Origin of the sequence: Neobacillus paridis, assembly GCF_016765675.1 — a bacterium.
In the GTDB taxonomy this organism is placed as follows: Bacteria; Bacillota; Bacilli; order Bacillales; family Cytobacillaceae; genus Neobacillus; species Neobacillus paridis.
The window spans coordinates 92,901-105,973 of the sequence record NZ_JAESWB010000025.1 but is presented as its reverse complement, the minus strand read 5'-3'; the positions used below and the strand labels follow the sequence as shown (position 1 = coordinate 105,973).

The 13,073-nt window shown below is 30.0% G+C and carries 29 protein-coding genes and 1 pseudogene; all 30 read right to left on the bottom strand.

Translation table 11 applies throughout. The annotated features are described in order from the left end of the window. Positions 1–43: 43 nt before the first annotated feature. Entirely contained in the window at positions 44–313 is a 270-nt protein-coding gene (locus JK635_RS02455) for a hypothetical protein (RefSeq protein ID WP_202652094.1), read from the bottom strand. A 72-nt stretch (positions 314–385) separates the two neighbouring features. Further along, positions 386–634, bottom strand: a complete 249-nt coding sequence (locus tag JK635_RS02450; RefSeq protein ID WP_202652092.1) for a hypothetical protein — start codon at positions 632–634, stop codon at positions 386–388. Positions 635–662: 28 nt separating this feature from the next. Then, positions 663–1,058, bottom strand: a complete 396-nt coding sequence (locus tag JK635_RS02445) for a TFIIB-type zinc ribbon-containing protein (RefSeq protein ID WP_202652090.1) — start codon at positions 1,056–1,058, stop codon at positions 663–665. Between the two features lie 60 nt (positions 1,059–1,118). Beyond that, positions 1,119–1,373, bottom strand: a complete 255-nt coding sequence (locus tag JK635_RS02440; RefSeq protein WP_202652088.1) for a hypothetical protein — start codon at positions 1,371–1,373, stop codon at positions 1,119–1,121. Positions 1,374–1,415: 42 nt separating this feature from the next. Continuing rightward, positions 1,416–1,790 carry a hypothetical protein gene (locus JK635_RS02435; protein WP_202652086.1) on the bottom strand — a complete coding sequence of 125 codons (375 nt, stop codon included), beginning with the start codon at positions 1,788–1,790 and terminating at the stop codon, positions 1,416–1,418. 35 nt (positions 1,791–1,825) lie between these two features. Next, positions 1,826–2,347: a hypothetical protein gene (locus tag JK635_RS02430; RefSeq protein WP_202652084.1), complete on the bottom strand. Its 522-nt coding sequence runs from the start codon at positions 2,345–2,347 to the stop codon at positions 1,826–1,828. 35 nt (positions 2,348–2,382) lie between these two features. After that, positions 2,383–2,559 (bottom strand): hypothetical protein, encoded by a 177-nt coding sequence (locus tag JK635_RS02425; RefSeq protein ID WP_202652082.1) that lies wholly within the window; start codon positions 2,557–2,559, stop codon positions 2,383–2,385. Between the two features lie 103 nt (positions 2,560–2,662). After that, complete coding sequence (locus tag JK635_RS02420; RefSeq protein ID WP_202652080.1) at positions 2,663–2,968, bottom strand: hypothetical protein; 306 nt, start codon at positions 2,966–2,968, stop codon at positions 2,663–2,665. Between the two features lie 128 nt (positions 2,969–3,096). Beyond that, the gene (locus tag JK635_RS02415) at positions 3,097–3,753 is read right to left on the bottom strand and encodes an MT-A70 family methyltransferase (RefSeq protein ID WP_202652078.1); all 657 of its coding nucleotides are present in this window, start codon (positions 3,751–3,753) and stop codon (positions 3,097–3,099) included. A 437-nt stretch (positions 3,754–4,190) separates the two neighbouring features. Next, complete coding sequence (locus JK635_RS02410; protein WP_202652076.1) at positions 4,191–4,343, bottom strand: hypothetical protein; 153 nt, start codon at positions 4,341–4,343, stop codon at positions 4,191–4,193. 127 nt (positions 4,344–4,470) lie between these two features. Continuing rightward, a pseudogene (locus JK635_RS24090) lies at positions 4,471–4,656 on the bottom strand (hypothetical protein); the annotation flags it as partial. Next, on the bottom strand, positions 4,653–4,847 hold the full coding sequence (locus tag JK635_RS02405; protein WP_202652075.1) for a hypothetical protein: 195 nt from the start codon (positions 4,845–4,847) through the stop codon (positions 4,653–4,655). The pseudogene JK635_RS24090 and the gene JK635_RS02405, both read right to left, overlap by 4 nt. Positions 4,848–4,942: 95 nt before the next feature. Continuing rightward, entirely contained in the window at positions 4,943–5,224 is a 282-nt protein-coding gene (locus tag JK635_RS02400; protein WP_202652073.1) for a hypothetical protein, read from the bottom strand. Between the two features lie 57 nt (positions 5,225–5,281). Continuing rightward, the gene (locus JK635_RS02395) at positions 5,282–5,488 is read right to left on the bottom strand and encodes a hypothetical protein (protein ID WP_202652071.1); all 207 of its coding nucleotides are present in this window, start codon (positions 5,486–5,488) and stop codon (positions 5,282–5,284) included. Positions 5,489–5,836: 348 nt separating this feature from the next. Then, entirely contained in the window at positions 5,837–6,238 is a 402-nt protein-coding gene (locus JK635_RS02390; protein ID WP_202652069.1) for a hypothetical protein, read from the bottom strand. Between the two features lie 279 nt (positions 6,239–6,517). Next, complete coding sequence (locus tag JK635_RS02385; RefSeq protein WP_202652067.1) at positions 6,518–6,664, bottom strand: YosH family protein; 147 nt, start codon at positions 6,662–6,664, stop codon at positions 6,518–6,520. 35 nt (positions 6,665–6,699) lie between these two features. Continuing rightward, a complete protein-coding gene (locus tag JK635_RS02380; protein WP_202652065.1) occupies positions 6,700–7,095 on the bottom strand; it encodes a hypothetical protein in 396 nt (131 codons plus the stop codon). 228 nt (positions 7,096–7,323) lie between these two features. Continuing rightward, a complete protein-coding gene (locus JK635_RS02375) occupies positions 7,324–7,512 on the bottom strand; it encodes a hypothetical protein (RefSeq protein ID WP_202652063.1) in 189 nt (62 codons plus the stop codon). A 306-nt stretch (positions 7,513–7,818) separates the two neighbouring features. Next, positions 7,819–8,148: a hypothetical protein gene (locus JK635_RS02370; RefSeq protein WP_202652061.1), complete on the bottom strand. Its 330-nt coding sequence runs from the start codon at positions 8,146–8,148 to the stop codon at positions 7,819–7,821. Between the two features lie 51 nt (positions 8,149–8,199). Further along, positions 8,200–8,781 carry a hypothetical protein gene (locus tag JK635_RS02365; RefSeq protein ID WP_202652059.1) on the bottom strand — a complete coding sequence of 194 codons (582 nt, stop codon included), beginning with the start codon at positions 8,779–8,781 and terminating at the stop codon, positions 8,200–8,202. 47 nt (positions 8,782–8,828) lie between these two features. Further along, on the bottom strand, positions 8,829–9,098 hold the full coding sequence (locus tag JK635_RS02360; RefSeq protein WP_202652057.1) for a hypothetical protein: 270 nt from the start codon (positions 9,096–9,098) through the stop codon (positions 8,829–8,831). Positions 9,099–9,252: 154 nt separating this feature from the next. Then, on the bottom strand, positions 9,253–10,005 hold the full coding sequence (locus tag JK635_RS02355; protein WP_202652055.1) for a Mom family adenine methylcarbamoylation protein: 753 nt from the start codon (positions 10,003–10,005) through the stop codon (positions 9,253–9,255). Positions 10,006–10,167: 162 nt separating this feature from the next. Beyond that, positions 10,168–10,458 carry a hypothetical protein gene (locus tag JK635_RS02350; protein WP_202652054.1) on the bottom strand — a complete coding sequence of 97 codons (291 nt, stop codon included), beginning with the start codon at positions 10,456–10,458 and terminating at the stop codon, positions 10,168–10,170. A gap of 98 nt (positions 10,459–10,556) precedes the next feature. Next, a complete protein-coding gene (locus JK635_RS02345; protein ID WP_202652052.1) occupies positions 10,557–10,853 on the bottom strand; it encodes a hypothetical protein in 297 nt (98 codons plus the stop codon). Between the two features lies 1 nt (position 10,854). Further along, positions 10,855–11,148 carry a hypothetical protein gene (locus tag JK635_RS02340; protein WP_202652050.1) on the bottom strand — a complete coding sequence of 98 codons (294 nt, stop codon included), beginning with the start codon at positions 11,146–11,148 and terminating at the stop codon, positions 10,855–10,857. Positions 11,149–11,232: 84 nt separating this feature from the next. After that, the gene (locus tag JK635_RS02335) at positions 11,233–11,559 is read right to left on the bottom strand and encodes a hypothetical protein (protein WP_202652048.1); all 327 of its coding nucleotides are present in this window, start codon (positions 11,557–11,559) and stop codon (positions 11,233–11,235) included. Between the two features lie 38 nt (positions 11,560–11,597). Beyond that, entirely contained in the window at positions 11,598–11,912 is a 315-nt protein-coding gene (locus JK635_RS02330) for a hypothetical protein (RefSeq protein WP_202652046.1), read from the bottom strand. Positions 11,913–11,931: 19 nt separating this feature from the next. After that, entirely contained in the window at positions 11,932–12,192 is a 261-nt protein-coding gene (locus tag JK635_RS02325) for a hypothetical protein (protein WP_202652044.1), read from the bottom strand. Positions 12,193–12,231: 39 nt separating this feature from the next. Further along, complete coding sequence (locus JK635_RS02320; protein ID WP_202652042.1) at positions 12,232–12,408, bottom strand: hypothetical protein; 177 nt, start codon at positions 12,406–12,408, stop codon at positions 12,232–12,234. Between the two features lie 159 nt (positions 12,409–12,567). Then, positions 12,568–13,062, bottom strand: a complete 495-nt coding sequence (locus tag JK635_RS02315; protein WP_202652040.1) for an AP2 domain-containing protein — start codon at positions 13,060–13,062, stop codon at positions 12,568–12,570. Positions 13,063–13,073: the final 11 nt, after the last annotated feature.

Sequence of the window (13,073 nt, the reverse complement as noted above, 5' to 3'; positions counted from 1 at the left end):
TGACTAAATATTTTTTATGTCGTTTCGTTGTCGAAATACGATGTTAATAAGCTAAATCTTCTTGTATTTCTTTCATATCTTCGCCAAAAGTAAAGCCAACAATTTTAATACCTTTTGCGTATTTATGATTCAAATTTTCATTATAAGTTTTTTGATAATACGCCAATTTGGAATCAGCATTTTCAATAGGATTTACAATGATTTCAGCTTTTGGAAATCCTTCCATTTCGATCCTTACAGCAACAAAATTTTGTTTTAATACTTTTGCATTTTTAAAACATGCTTCTAAATTTTTAATTGTTAATTCTTCCATGATTATCAATCTCCTAAAATTTATTTGTGTCACAATATGTGTCTTAAATGCACTTAATCTTCGAAATGTGAATTAAACAATTATCCCTTTTATAATGGGCTTTTCTAAATTAACATCATATAAATCTTCATCTTTTTCTTCTAAATTTCCGCTATTAAGCATGTCATATGACTTATATGAATAAATCTTTACTGCTTTAGGTAACCAACTTTGCTTCCCGATTACCGCATCATCACAATAATAAACAGGTAAGTTCCCATGCTCTTTTAATTGCTTTTGAAGATGTTCTATTAACTGTTTTAATTTGATTTGTTCTTCCATTGTTTTTCTTCTCCTTAGGAATACGACATTATACTCTTGTAATGGGAGCACATTTCTTAGGCTTAATATTGTACTCAATAGTAACTACTCTTTCGTATTCAAGTTCGGAGCCACAAGACCCACAATAAGTTTCCCCTTCATCATCAAGTTCCCAAGCATCATCGTTTACACTTCCGCAATATGGACATTCGAATTCGCTATTATATTCAATTTCTTCGGCTTCCTCATTGAGTTTCACAGGTTCAACGGCTAAAATATCCTTTTTATTGTCATACATACAAAGACGATAGCTTTTTCCATCAATAACGATAAAACCACCAAAATCTAAATCCTTATACATTTTAATATCAAGTGTTTTAACCAGTTCCATTTCTTCATGTTTGTCTGTAATTGCCAAACTAATATCCCATATTCTAACTTCCATTTCCATTCCTCCTTGTCACGCTTAATATGTCTTTAATGCATTTAAAAATCATATTGTACATTAGTCTTTAACGATTTTAAAGTCACATTCTTTTTTACCGTACATCTTACAAGTGACTACATAATCCTTAAACAATTCGAGTATATAATTTAAGTTGCCACCGCCATAAAACGTCCCGTTAAGGTAGCATTTGTAAAGGACTTTTGGGATAGGCTTGATTGAATTTTCTGACCCACATTTCACACATATTTCTTTATCTCCGTAGGTTTTATTACCACAATTCTCACACCTGAAACCATTTGACTTTACTTCCATTAGTCAAACCTCCTTATTTTGTAAAATGTGTCAAACTGTGTATTAGTTATTTGGGAAAATATCTATTTCAACAGGCTGGTCATATTCCCAATAAGCAGTAGCGTAATCACTCTTAAATGCTTCATCTAAAACCTCTTGGATTTTCCCAATAACCCCTTTGCTAACACAATCCCAAGCCCTGTTATCCCAATTTTCATACATATTATCTTGCTCACTGTCAATGTATCTTTCGAGCATAAATTGGGCATCTGGACTCCATTTTTTGCGGATAATAGTGTACCAATTATCCGATTCGTGATGTGGTTCACCCAATTCAAGAATCTCACGTTTTAATTCTGCAACTGTGTAAACCATACTTGATTCCTCAATTGAAATTTCAATATCATCATTCAACCTAGATAACTTTAATTTCTCCACTTCAATTCTCCTTTCGTTAATGCACATAATTTGTTTTAACTGTATTTGTTTTGTTCGCTTTTAAGGTACAAAAAGGAAAAAACATCATAAATAATACATGAAAAGGTAGGGGTATTCGCTTGGGGATTTACCCTACTTTTTAGTATACTTTTTTTTAAAATCATTCCGTTATATTTTTCAACTTTCATATTCATATGCCCTATATCTCTTTTTCGAATGGCATAATAAGGCTCCCACATTTCACCAAATTCATTTTCTATATCTTCTGATGATCGATGATAGGTAACCCCTTCTATTTCAAAATGTTCACATTTATCAGATTCATATTCAATGCAATGCGAATCGGGTTTGACTTTTGTTAAAGCATAGAATCCGACCATCCGACTTCTTCTTCCCGCATCTCCTTCCAATATAAATAGGTCTTTTTTCTTGCGGAAAATCTCACCTTGATTCAAGTCTTTAAACCGAACGTTTTCCCATGTCATATATATATATATATATATATATAGCTCCTTTTTTGCTTTATCGTTACCAATGACCGTATTCATTCTAATCATTTCTATGTTTGCCCCAAATAGTAAACCCTAAACGTTCATACGATGATATTAAAGGTGTCTTTTTTTGTTGCTCCCCAGATATCGTTAAATCCTTCATTATATGCTTCTTGATTCAAGCCACCATTTTGATCTTCCCTATCGTATAGTAACCATCCTAGTTTTTTCAACATGCTAAAATCAAAATCTATCAGCTTATTAATCTCGTACAGCATATATCCACCACCTTTTTCATTATATTTTTACATCAATATAATTATACTTAAAATTTATCTTACATTGATTTTTATTTTATTATTTACTTATCATAGTGGCAGTTCATGCTAAATCAAGAGATTCTTTTGCATTTACTAAATCGTATGTTTCTTCAAAGATTTCTTTTTCTACTGGATAACGTTCGCCTTTTACACCAGTTACTATGTAATGTTTTCCAACTTCTACTTCATACCAACCTTCTAATGTTTTAATTGCTGGTATTCTTTTTGTTTTTGGAATCGGTTCATTTTTATGATAAAAGCCTAATAACTTATCTGAGAAAATAGGATAACATGCATATCCATCTTCCATACCCATTTTAAATAATTCAGCTTCGATAATTACTGATTTCTTACGATATTTTGCCATTTTACTCCTCCTTTTTCAATTAAAATCACTGTTGTCGGCTTAATCATTTAGTCCTCCTTTATTATACTTCTCAGCGAATTCTTCAGCTTCTTCTTCTGTATAAAGGGTATTTAACTTTCGGGGTGGAATTAACCTAAGTCATACTGCACTAAACACTCATCGCAAGGTTCTTTTTCTCCATTTCGATACTCTCCCATTGACATACCTTGTTTACATTCTGGACATATGTTATTAGCCTCGTTTCCCCAAACATACCAACCTTTATTGTATTCTCTTGCAAACAATTCAATTCTTGGAATGTCTCCAAATAATTCTTCGATACGTCTTCTTATTTCTTGTGGCTTTTCACTGTGCCTACCTCTAACAGCTTCTACAAAGCCTTTCACATTATTCTTGACATTATGCTTAGTCATTCTCCCTTTAATTCCCAATAAGCAAATTTCGTGACTTTTTAAAGTCCAAGGTGCAAAATTATAACAAGTATCTCCACTATCATATTTTTTCAACCATACGAAGGCTATTGTTTTATACTTAAACCCCCAGCTTTCTAATACTTCTATCCCTTCTTTTAAGTGAGAATCTGTTACCCACATAAAACAAGCACAATCTTCATCTGCAATTTCCTTTACAGGCAAAGATTTAATGTCTTTAATTGTCATTGTGTTGTACTGCGTTTCTTCAAGTTTAAGCATATCTCTCCCACCGTCTTGATATGCTTTACTACTGAATTGCCAAGGAGGGTCAGCATAGATTATATTGAATTTTCTTTCTGGAAAAACTATCAATCTAATACCTCCTTTGTTCGCTCCTGTACCATAGTAAAGAATGTATCTGTACTAAGAGTTCTTTTTGTATCTTCATAGGTCTCCATTAATCCAAATAATCTACAAAGAAAATATATTTTTTCTTCATTGGAAATTTTGTTAAATTTATCAAAAAGTTTATCCCTCAATTCATTGTCCACCTTTTATATTTATTTAATTTATTTTATTATTTCACCTTCAAGTTTCAAGAAAGTAAGTGGTAGTCTAAAATTCTTTTAATCTATTTATCACTCTGAAAGTTGCACACCCTGTATAAAAAGTTTCCAAAACATAGCAGGTATGTTTGGGGAACAGAGGAATAATATGTTTTCTTAATCTATGCTTCCCTCCAACCCATGAAATAGGACTATTTAACAATTTATCACTCTTCTATCATATTAAATTAAGAATTTCAACTACTACGCTTTCATGAATCCACAAGTAAACCATAATAAATCAAAACTCGTATTTTCATTACCTATAGAAAAGCCTAATCTAACTTCTTTTTTAGATAATAATCCTGCATAAAAAACATATTTACCTAAATACTTTTCTTTCCACCATTTACTCATGATTCCACTCCTCGTATCAAGTAAATTATTTCTTCTAAATGGTTCCAATTGAAATGACTTCAATATGATTAAAACCTAAATAGTAATATAATTTAGCCAAATTTCCTTTATCATATAAAAATCCTTCATCCTCCTCTAACCTTGTAACAGTGATATAATTCCTGGGATTTTTACGTTTGGAAATTCGCTTTTGATAAGTCGGTGTCATATAAAACTGGATGGTTTCTTTTTGGACATTGCGTTCTTTTGCTATTTATTCCAGTGTCCCGATATGGAGCAAGTTATCGCCTTTATACAACGCGTATTCAGTCATTGTTTATCACCCAATACTTCACGTGCTTTTTTACCATTATCCATATCAATGTTGGTTGCTATAGTCTTAATACGTTTGTAATTATTATCATCAGCATAAAACTCCAATGCCTGTTTGTAGCGATTATTCAGATCTCCTAAAACTTTCAGCATTATCTTCAAATCTTGGACTCGTTCGGATTGTTCTTCCAATTCCTCCACTATAAAAAATAATGTGCTTCGTTATGTACATACCATTTAACTTATTTAATTTTCACCTTGATATTTCTAATTGCTCGTATTGCTATTTAGATTACTTCATAAGTTTTTTCAAATATATCTTTTTTGCAAGGATAAATTTCTCCATTCACACCAGTGATAAGCATATCTTCGGTAGTGAAACGCATTGTTCCTTCAAGTGTAGGAATGAGATAACATTCATCATTTTCATGTGTCACTAGATGTCCGTTATATTCAAATGACCAAGGCATACCATTGACAATGTTCCCTCCGTTTTGCTTTCCGTACTCTATAAATTCTTCAAAAGTTACTGCTTCTATTACCACTGGTTTCTTACGATATTTAGTCATTTTAATATTCCTCCATTTATTAATTTATTTTTAATAAAATAGTCATCTTATTTGGTTTTATTTTGCAAGATGCATTTGCACAATATCTTCATAATCTACAAGCAAAAATTCATTTTCTTCATTTCTAAATGCACATATTCTAGTTGTGAAATTTTCGCATTCTCCTACAAAACATGATAATTTATGAAGAAATTGTCCTCTTATTCTTTCATTTGGCATTTTTGGAGATTTATATAAAACAACGTAAACTCCATTAATTTTCATTTTTAATAGTCACCTCTTTAAACACTAAATTTAAATGTTCACAAAACTTAATAAATCAGCTTTCATAATTTTTAATTCATATCCTTTTGAATCCATAGCGTTTTTTGATTTAGTTAGTAATCGTTTCGCATCAGTTAAATTATCATATCCTGAAATAGCATTGTTTCTTCATTTTCGCACATATTCAACAAATTCACCGTCTTTGTATTTTGCAAGAATATATAAATCTTTAACTCTACTCAAATTAATAACTCCTTATTTAAAATTGAGTAAATGGATACTGTCGTATTAATTATCTTAGTAGTATCCATTTCTCTGTTAGTTGATTCACTATAAATGGTTTCTTCGTTAATACTCTGTTGAAAATGCGATAAATGGTTCGCCTTTCCATTCATTTTCGATTATTTCTCGAATAGAAATTTTTTTAGTTCTTTCTTCATCATCCCACACTTGATAATCCATTGGGACAACTTCAATGTTTTCAATATCTTCTTCATCGAGTGGTTCAAATTGCGAATAATACTCTATTGCTTGTTCAACTGATTCTGCTGCCACTGCATCATACTCATTCATTTGATATACATGGACAATTGGAACTGTCTTTATTTGAACTTTTCCAGAAGGACTGACTACATATCCCCCACATTCACACTTAACTCCATATTCAAAAGGTGATTGATTAGTAGAATCATGTTCTTTTCCACAATTCCAGCAAATATCAAATGTTTTCATGTTTAAAAATTTATCCATTTTACTTCCTCCATTTTTTAAAATTTCACTTTGGAGTTTCAAGAAACTACTTAACTATAAATTTATAATTAATCTAACCTATCACCCTGAAGTTTCAATACCCTACATTTCTCTCTAATGTGTGCGCGTTCTTCTTGTGTAAACAAACTTTCAATCCTTTTACTTCGTTCTTTGGTAAAAGATAAAACCCTAATTCTTTGCTCCATACCATTTCATCTTTTTTATTTTTCATTTACATCTCCCTTTCTTGTTTCACAGTATATGTCAAACTATGGCACACTAAATTAATAAACCATCAACCACAATAACTTCATTTGATTGACAGTTAAATTCCTCAACAACTCCTGAAATTGGCAATAGTTTTTGGTTTTCGTCATATGCTCTGCTAAATTTCACAAGGGCATAATCTCTGCTAACTTCCTTCATTTCTTCGCCTAAAGTATTTCATTGTTTTTTCCTCCTTACTCATTGGCTTCGCCCTCCACATTCCTTGAGGAAGGGAATTCTGTCGGAGTACTTTTAAATGTATAATATTCAAGTGTGTCAGGGTCAATGCTTCCTTCATATGTGTTATATCCAAGTAAATCACATATCATCCAAGATAATTCACTTTTAAATTCAATTAAGTCGATTCTTGATTTTTTATTTTTTACTGATTCGGTGCTTATAATTGAATGTTCAAACACTGCTAACAACTTATGTAATTCTTTTCTATTTAAAGTTATAGATAATTCCTCGTTTTCTTTCTCTCTTTCTTCATCTATCCTTGTATATAAGTCATTACGTAACTCTTTAAGTTCATAAATTTTAGTTTCAACTTCAGCCAATTGGTGTTCAAATTCAGCGATTTTACTCATTTTAATCTCCTTTTATTTGTTTAATTTTATTATCAATTTCAGCTAACTTCTTTAGGTAAAAATTCTTTTGCATTTCAAGAATAACTAATTCCTTCTTCATATTCAGTGTGTACTGTTCACCTCCTATGATACAATAGAGCGACTACTTATTAAGTAACCACTCTATTGTGTTTATATATTAATATTAATATATTTATAATTAAAAAGCAATAGAAAATTTTTTAAATCTTATAAAAAATACATTTCTTCATTAATTTGTCCAATTATATAAAATAATCTATCTATTAATTTTTCATACACTTTCCATTGATTTTCTGGAAGTTCACTTTCTAAAGAATGATATAAATTTGATACTTCTCCGTCTAGTTGCTTTATATAGTCCTTTAACAATTGCAAACTATGTTCTGATAAAATCATTTTACCACCTCATTCTTCTCATATATTAAACACCTGTAAACATTCTTCCAAAATTCAATTGAATATTCCCTAAATGGAGCAAAATCTTCAATAACGTATTCATTCCAATTTTCATTCAAATTTGTTCGATATTCTCTCCAAGTATTTACACATAATATATTAGCCAGAATAAGTATCATCATTCTAAAAATATTTAGCAATACCAATCCTATCCAATAAAGTATGTAAAACAATAATGCCATTAAGAATAATGGGATTATCATTATTATTTTTAATATAGTAAACAAATGACCACCTTTTTTTCATTTAAAATTTTTCAATCTTACTATACGTCATCTTTAATTCGTTAAAATATTTGACCATTTCGAAATTGCGTTTCGATAAATTCACGTCAATTAATAAGTTTAAAAAGTCTAATTCAAATTTTGGTGAAAAATTATCATAATCATGATATGGTTTTAAATGTTCTTCGGAAATCCAATCGCTCGCATATCCACCAAAATGAACGTAATACTTTATATCAATGGTTTTAACTCCGTTTTTATTGTTTCCATCAACTCTGAATGATTTAATAGTTCCTGTTTTCCCTGTTGTTGTAACCACCTTCTCATCAATATCAAATTTGAGCATGATCATTTCGATTCATCTCCTTATATATTTAATTAAATCACTTTGACTTCTTATTTATCAAATTACTTTTAATTGAGTAAATTCAGGATAATGACCTTTCTGCCAAACATAATGCGCATATTCTATAGAATCCGTCTTGCCATCAGGTGTAAAAGAAATTCGTTTACTATGTACAAATGTATATTTTGGCATATGTTTTTCCCATAAATCTTTACGTTTCTTACCACCAAAGAAATTTAAACGTTGCAACATAATAACAAATCCATTGTTGGATACGTCATTTAATGCTTTTTCAATAAATTCTCTCGCAAATAAAAATGGTGGGTTAGTGAGAATTACATTTGGTTTATAATCTAAAGTTGTATTTAAATAATCGCCTTTGATCTCAGCCAATGAATCTTCCCTTATGTCCATCGTCTTGATGCAATCTTTATGTATTCCAATTTGTTCTAAAGCTGTAGGATAACTCATTGGATAGTTACTGTCTCCTCCAGCACTGGGGTCAAGTATCATGATTGATTGATTGTGGAACACTCGTTCTTTTTTGTTGAATTCATTTAGAAACTCCAAAATTTTATCAATTGGAGTTATATAGTAATCACTTGCGTGTCTATCATAACCTCTTGCTGTACTACTCATTTAATCTCTCCTTTTTGTTAATCCAAATAAATTTAATATTTTATTTGCTATTCTCCTTTTGTGAACCATTCAGGTAATTCACCATTAACTCCGCATTCTTTAACCATATCCCAAAGTAATCCAGACCGATCGTTTTCCCAATCACCTTCACCTAAATAGTGGCAATAACCATTTTCTTGTTCAGGTTTTGTCTCATCACAATCCCAAAAAGGACATGCTCTGAATTTCCCTTTAATTCTTTCATAGCAGTAACAACCTTGTGGAATATGCTTTTTTGGTTCTTTTAATAATTCCTTTAATTTATCATCTAATTCCATTTATTTCACCTCCCTTTAAATCCTGAATTTTAACCGAATATTTATGTATTTTCATTTAAATATTTTGTATAAACTATGTATATTTTAAGTATTTTTGTATTATTATAACTAAGTGTATTGGTATATTTTTATTTAAATTGGAATCCAAGACCGACTACATATCGTCAGCCTTTTTATCCATTAACTTCTGTCTCTTTGTCTTATATTCAATCTCATCTGGTAACGTTTTAGGATAGCCGTCTTGAATTGGATATTTACAAAGTGAAGCAAGTTTCTTATTTTCACGTTTATCGCTAATAAATTTTACATACCTGCATTTCTTACTTCTAGGTCTATAGAAAATATTCTGCGTTCCAAGTATTTCTTTAAGCTTATTTAGATCACTTGTGTTGTATTTATTATTTAAATTCTTAGGATGATATTCTTTACCATCAATAACAATACTGCCACCACCAGGAATTGACCAGCCTGTGAAATTCCAATTAGTAGCCTGATAAATATATCCCAAATGTCCTTCTCTTGTATCAGCAAATGATACCAATATTTTTATTTCTGGTTTATCACGTTTAAGTAATTTAATACCTTGTGAAATTAAAAAGCTTTCAGAATTTCTAGGAGACTCATCAAAACACCATAATCTATTTAATTCCAGTACAGATTTCTTATATTCTTCACCACAAATTTTCATTAGGTATGGGGAAGGCGGAACTCCGAATGTTATGATTCCCATTAGTAATTCATTCCTATATAAGCCATATGATGCAACAATACTTGGTACTCTATGTAAATAGTGTTTTTCTCTACAAATTTGTTTTACTAATTCTAACTCAACTTCTTTAACATGGTATAAATCTTTAGTTAAATGTTCCTCTTGTATAAAACTTTTTATCTTGCTAATTTGAATCACCGCTCTCTATATTAAAGTTTATAGTGCAAATGTTCGTTTGTCAGCAGCTAGATTTAATATTTTTATCACACCAATTCCACAATCTGAACAATTGTATACTGTTTGATGAATAGAATCACCTTCAAACAATTGATCTCCAACTACATCATTTCTTTATTACGTTCAGAATATTTCGTCATATTCTTCACTAGTCTTTTTCAACGCTAACCTAGCAACATTGTTAATGGTGTAATATGAAGGTTGGTATTCTCTTAGATTACTAGTCATACTTTCTATTTCTTCTAACGCTTTCTTGTGCTGTTTCAATTCATCTTCTAACTTGAAAATTTCTTCACCCATTTCAAATAATTCTCTAATTCTCCTGTCGTGAAGTTGTTCAATTGAAGTATGCCTAGCTTCACATTCGTTATAAAAAAGCTGTTTCCAATATTCGACTTCTTCATTTGTATTCACTTTTATCACTTCCTTTAAAACTTATCTCTTATTTAATTACTTATACTACATATCGTGTCTAATTTCCATATCGTACACTATATGTAGTATATAAATATTTATTTAGATATTTTATTTAAACCAATATAAATCAAACCTAAAGATAAAACTGCAATCACAAATGTAATACTATCTAAAAATGATTCTAAATCACTTGCAGGAGTAAAATTCCATCCCATCAATCCTGTGTAAACAATATTGAAAATAAACCCTACCCAAAGTAAGCACAAACCAATTAATGTGGTTCTTGGTCGCCAATTTTTGTATGATAAAATATAAATCATAAAATATGTAAGTGTTCCAAAAACTACAGATTCAACCAAATAAATTAATAATGATGATAAAAGTTTTAGCATTTTATTTTTCTCCCTCCAATGACTTGCCTTCTTCTATTCCTTCTTCTTCAGTTTCTTCGTCCCAAAACAATTCTTCGATTTCATGTTCATCATCTTCTTCCAGAAGTTGAATACGATCAATCCATTCATCAGTAAATCCAATTACTTTAATAAAGGTTTTAAAATCTTCCGTTAGCTTTTCTAATGCACCAGTATCCTCCATAACGGTGGCTGTGTATGTTTTCTTTAGTGTTGATTCTTGGTTAGATTCATCTATGTATGAGAATTGAATTTTAATTAAGTTTTCGTTGTTCATTTATTTAATCCTCTCCTTGTTTAATTATTTATAAAATACGTATTCCCATTATGGGAAACCGCCAATGTCCCAACTTTTATTTAATTATTTGCTTATTTCAAGTCTTCTTTCTTCAACTAATTGATGCTTTGATAATTGTTCAATTTCTTTTTTTAGCTGTTTTATTCTTGCTCTTTTATGTGCAATATCGTGTCCAATTTGTTTATTATAGGCATCTTTTGGGCTTTTTATTGCTACTCCTTTTGAACCATCCTCAAGAATAACAACTGTTACGTCATCGTTGTAAATAACTTTATATGTATTCGGTTTTCCCTTAACTAATTGTTTTTGCAATACTTCTCCATTCGGTAAAGTTACAATAGAATTAAACGTATAAGGCAATATTTCGTGAATATGAGTTATTTGCTTCATTAATATCACTCCCATTAAAAGTTAAATTTTAACTTATTTTACTTAAAAAACACATATTCCCATGTTGGTATTCCACCAACATCCCAAGTTCTATTTATGTATACTAATACTAAATCCTTAATTTCTTCAAATCTCTTTTCTTTATTTTCTCTGTTTCTATCTCCAATATTAAACTCATAAATTAAATTACAAGTAAATCCTCTTTTCAGTTCTTCAACATATTCAGCACATTTTAAAATAACTCTATCCTCAGTTTCATCTAGGTATTGTATTGATTTAATTTGCAACATTGGATCATCATTTAATGGAACAACTGTAACTGTGGACGGTAATGAATCCTGAATGAATATCAAATTATCTCCTCCTTATAAATTAATTAATAATGTTTAATGTTAAATTTTCACTTTTGATTATTTCTACAATGCTTTCACCTTCGTATAATTGATAACCTATCTTAAAGTTTTTAAAATCATCGCTCATATATCCGTTTATTATATCAAATGTTTCAACATCAATTTGTAGATATGAATGTTTAGAATCCTCTTCATAGGCGATTAGATACCTTTTATTTTTATTAGTAACTATCATATCTCCGACTTCTACTTTTGAATTTCGATTATCCTGTACTTTCATTTTAGATCGCTCCTTTTTAGTTATGATAAAGTAATGTTTTTAAATAGTTTCAACCTTAAGAATTTCCACTACTTCATCAAATTCAATTTTAATATCGCCTATTTGAATTTCTTTACTGCTTCTGATTATAGTAAAATCGTCTGGAACATTTTTAATTGTAGCGTATCCGTAATATTCCCCGCCATTTTGTTCAATTTTTAATACAACATTTTTCACTTTACCATTCCCCCCTATCCCATGAAAGAGTTATTTCATTTTCTTTTCTAATTCAAATACTTTAAAAGCTAAAATTACAATAGCCAACCATTGAATTACGTCTATCATTGTTTGATATACCATACTACTTCACCTACTATTTATATAATTTACCTTCTATTAGTCTTTGATATCTACCTTATATGCAATCATAGCTTCATAAAGATTATTGGGAATTTTATTTTTATAAATATCTGCTACTTTTTTAATAGTATTTTCCTTGAATATTTTATATGCTTCAAATGCTTTTTCAACAGTATCATATCTACCTAAATGTACTGTATTTCCATATTCATCTTTTCCATCAGCTTGATAATTTTTATCACGTTTATACCAAACAACTCCAATAGGCAAATCTCCTCTCGAAGCATTTTTCTTAACAAATAATAAATTAATTCTCTTTGGCACAAAAACGCAAGCATCTGGTGAATATACTTTATTCCCTTTTATTAAAATATCTTTATCTAATTCCATTTTTTCTCCATCAACTTCATAGTAATTTTCATCATACCAAGCTGCAAAATTTTGGTAATTTAACCATTCATCTGTAACAGAACATTTTTCATATGTAGGATATCTTTTACTAGAGTAATTACTATAGCATCTTTCCAACATTCCCATCCAAA

What these genes read in the sequence shown, in the direction of transcription:
- JK635_RS02380 (WP_202652065.1), bottom strand. Translation starts at nt 7,095, where the DNA reads ATGAGTAAAATCGCTGAATTTGAACACCAATTGGCTGAAGTTGAAACT.
- JK635_RS02400 (WP_202652073.1), bottom strand. Translation starts at nt 5,224, where the DNA reads ATGACTAAATATCGTAAGAAACCAGTGGTAATAGAAGCAGTAACTTTT.
- JK635_RS02370 (WP_202652061.1), bottom strand. Translation starts at nt 8,148, where the DNA reads ATGATCATGCTCAAATTTGATATTGATGAGAAGGTGGTTACAACAACA.
- JK635_RS02340 (WP_202652050.1), bottom strand. Translation starts at nt 11,148, where the DNA reads ATGAACAACGAAAACTTAATTAAAATTCAATTCTCATACATAGATGAA.
- JK635_RS02325 (WP_202652044.1), bottom strand. Translation starts at nt 12,192, where the DNA reads ATGAAAGTACAGGATAATCGAAATTCAAAAGTAGAAGTCGGAGATATG.
- JK635_RS02420 (WP_202652080.1), bottom strand. Translation starts at nt 2,968, where the DNA reads ATGGCAAAATATCGTAAGAAATCAGTAATTATCGAAGCTGAATTATTT.
- JK635_RS02410 (WP_202652076.1), bottom strand. Translation starts at nt 4,343, where the DNA reads ATGAGTAAATGGTGGAAAGAAAAGTATTTAGGTAAATATGTTTTTTAT.
- JK635_RS02455 (WP_202652094.1), bottom strand. Translation starts at nt 313, where the DNA reads ATGGAAGAATTAACAATTAAAAATTTAGAAGCATGTTTTAAAAATGCA.
- JK635_RS02375 (WP_202652063.1), bottom strand. Translation starts at nt 7,512, where the DNA reads ATGATTTTATCAGAACATAGTTTGCAATTGTTAAAGGACTATATAAAG.
- JK635_RS02360 (WP_202652057.1), bottom strand. Translation starts at nt 9,098, where the DNA reads ATGGAATTAGATGATAAATTAAAGGAATTATTAAAAGAACCAAAAAAG.
- JK635_RS02430 (WP_202652084.1), bottom strand. Translation starts at nt 2,347, where the DNA reads ATGATTAGAATGAATACGGTCATTGGTAACGATAAAGCAAAAAAGGAG.
- JK635_RS02450 (WP_202652092.1), bottom strand. Translation starts at nt 634, where the DNA reads ATGGAAGAACAAATCAAATTAAAACAGTTAATAGAACATCTTCAAAAG.
- JK635_RS02390 (WP_202652069.1), bottom strand. Translation starts at nt 6,238, where the DNA reads ATGGATAAATTTTTAAACATGAAAACATTTGATATTTGCTGGAATTGT.
- JK635_RS02365 (WP_202652059.1), bottom strand. Translation starts at nt 8,781, where the DNA reads ATGAGTAGTACAGCAAGAGGTTATGATAGACACGCAAGTGATTACTAT.
- JK635_RS02440 (WP_202652088.1), bottom strand. Translation starts at nt 1,373, where the DNA reads ATGGAAGTAAAGTCAAATGGTTTCAGGTGTGAGAATTGTGGTAATAAA.
- JK635_RS02385 (WP_202652067.1), bottom strand. Translation starts at nt 6,664, where the DNA reads ATGAAGGAAGTTAGCAGAGATTATGCCCTTGTGAAATTTAGCAGAGCA.
- JK635_RS02445 (WP_202652090.1), bottom strand. Translation starts at nt 1,058, where the DNA reads ATGGAAGTTAGAATATGGGATATTAGTTTGGCAATTACAGACAAACAT.
- JK635_RS02315 (WP_202652040.1), bottom strand. Translation starts at nt 13,062, where the DNA reads ATGTTGGAAAGATGCTATAGTAATTACTCTAGTAAAAGATATCCTACA.
- JK635_RS02395 (WP_202652071.1), bottom strand. Translation starts at nt 5,488, where the DNA reads ATGAAAATTAATGGAGTTTACGTTGTTTTATATAAATCTCCAAAAATG.
- JK635_RS02425 (WP_202652082.1), bottom strand. Translation starts at nt 2,559, where the DNA reads ATGCTGTACGAGATTAATAAGCTGATAGATTTTGATTTTAGCATGTTG.
- JK635_RS02345 (WP_202652052.1), bottom strand. Translation starts at nt 10,853, where the DNA reads ATGCTAAAACTTTTATCATCATTATTAATTTATTTGGTTGAATCTGTA.
- JK635_RS02335 (WP_202652048.1), bottom strand. Translation starts at nt 11,559, where the DNA reads ATGAAGCAAATAACTCATATTCACGAAATATTGCCTTATACGTTTAAT.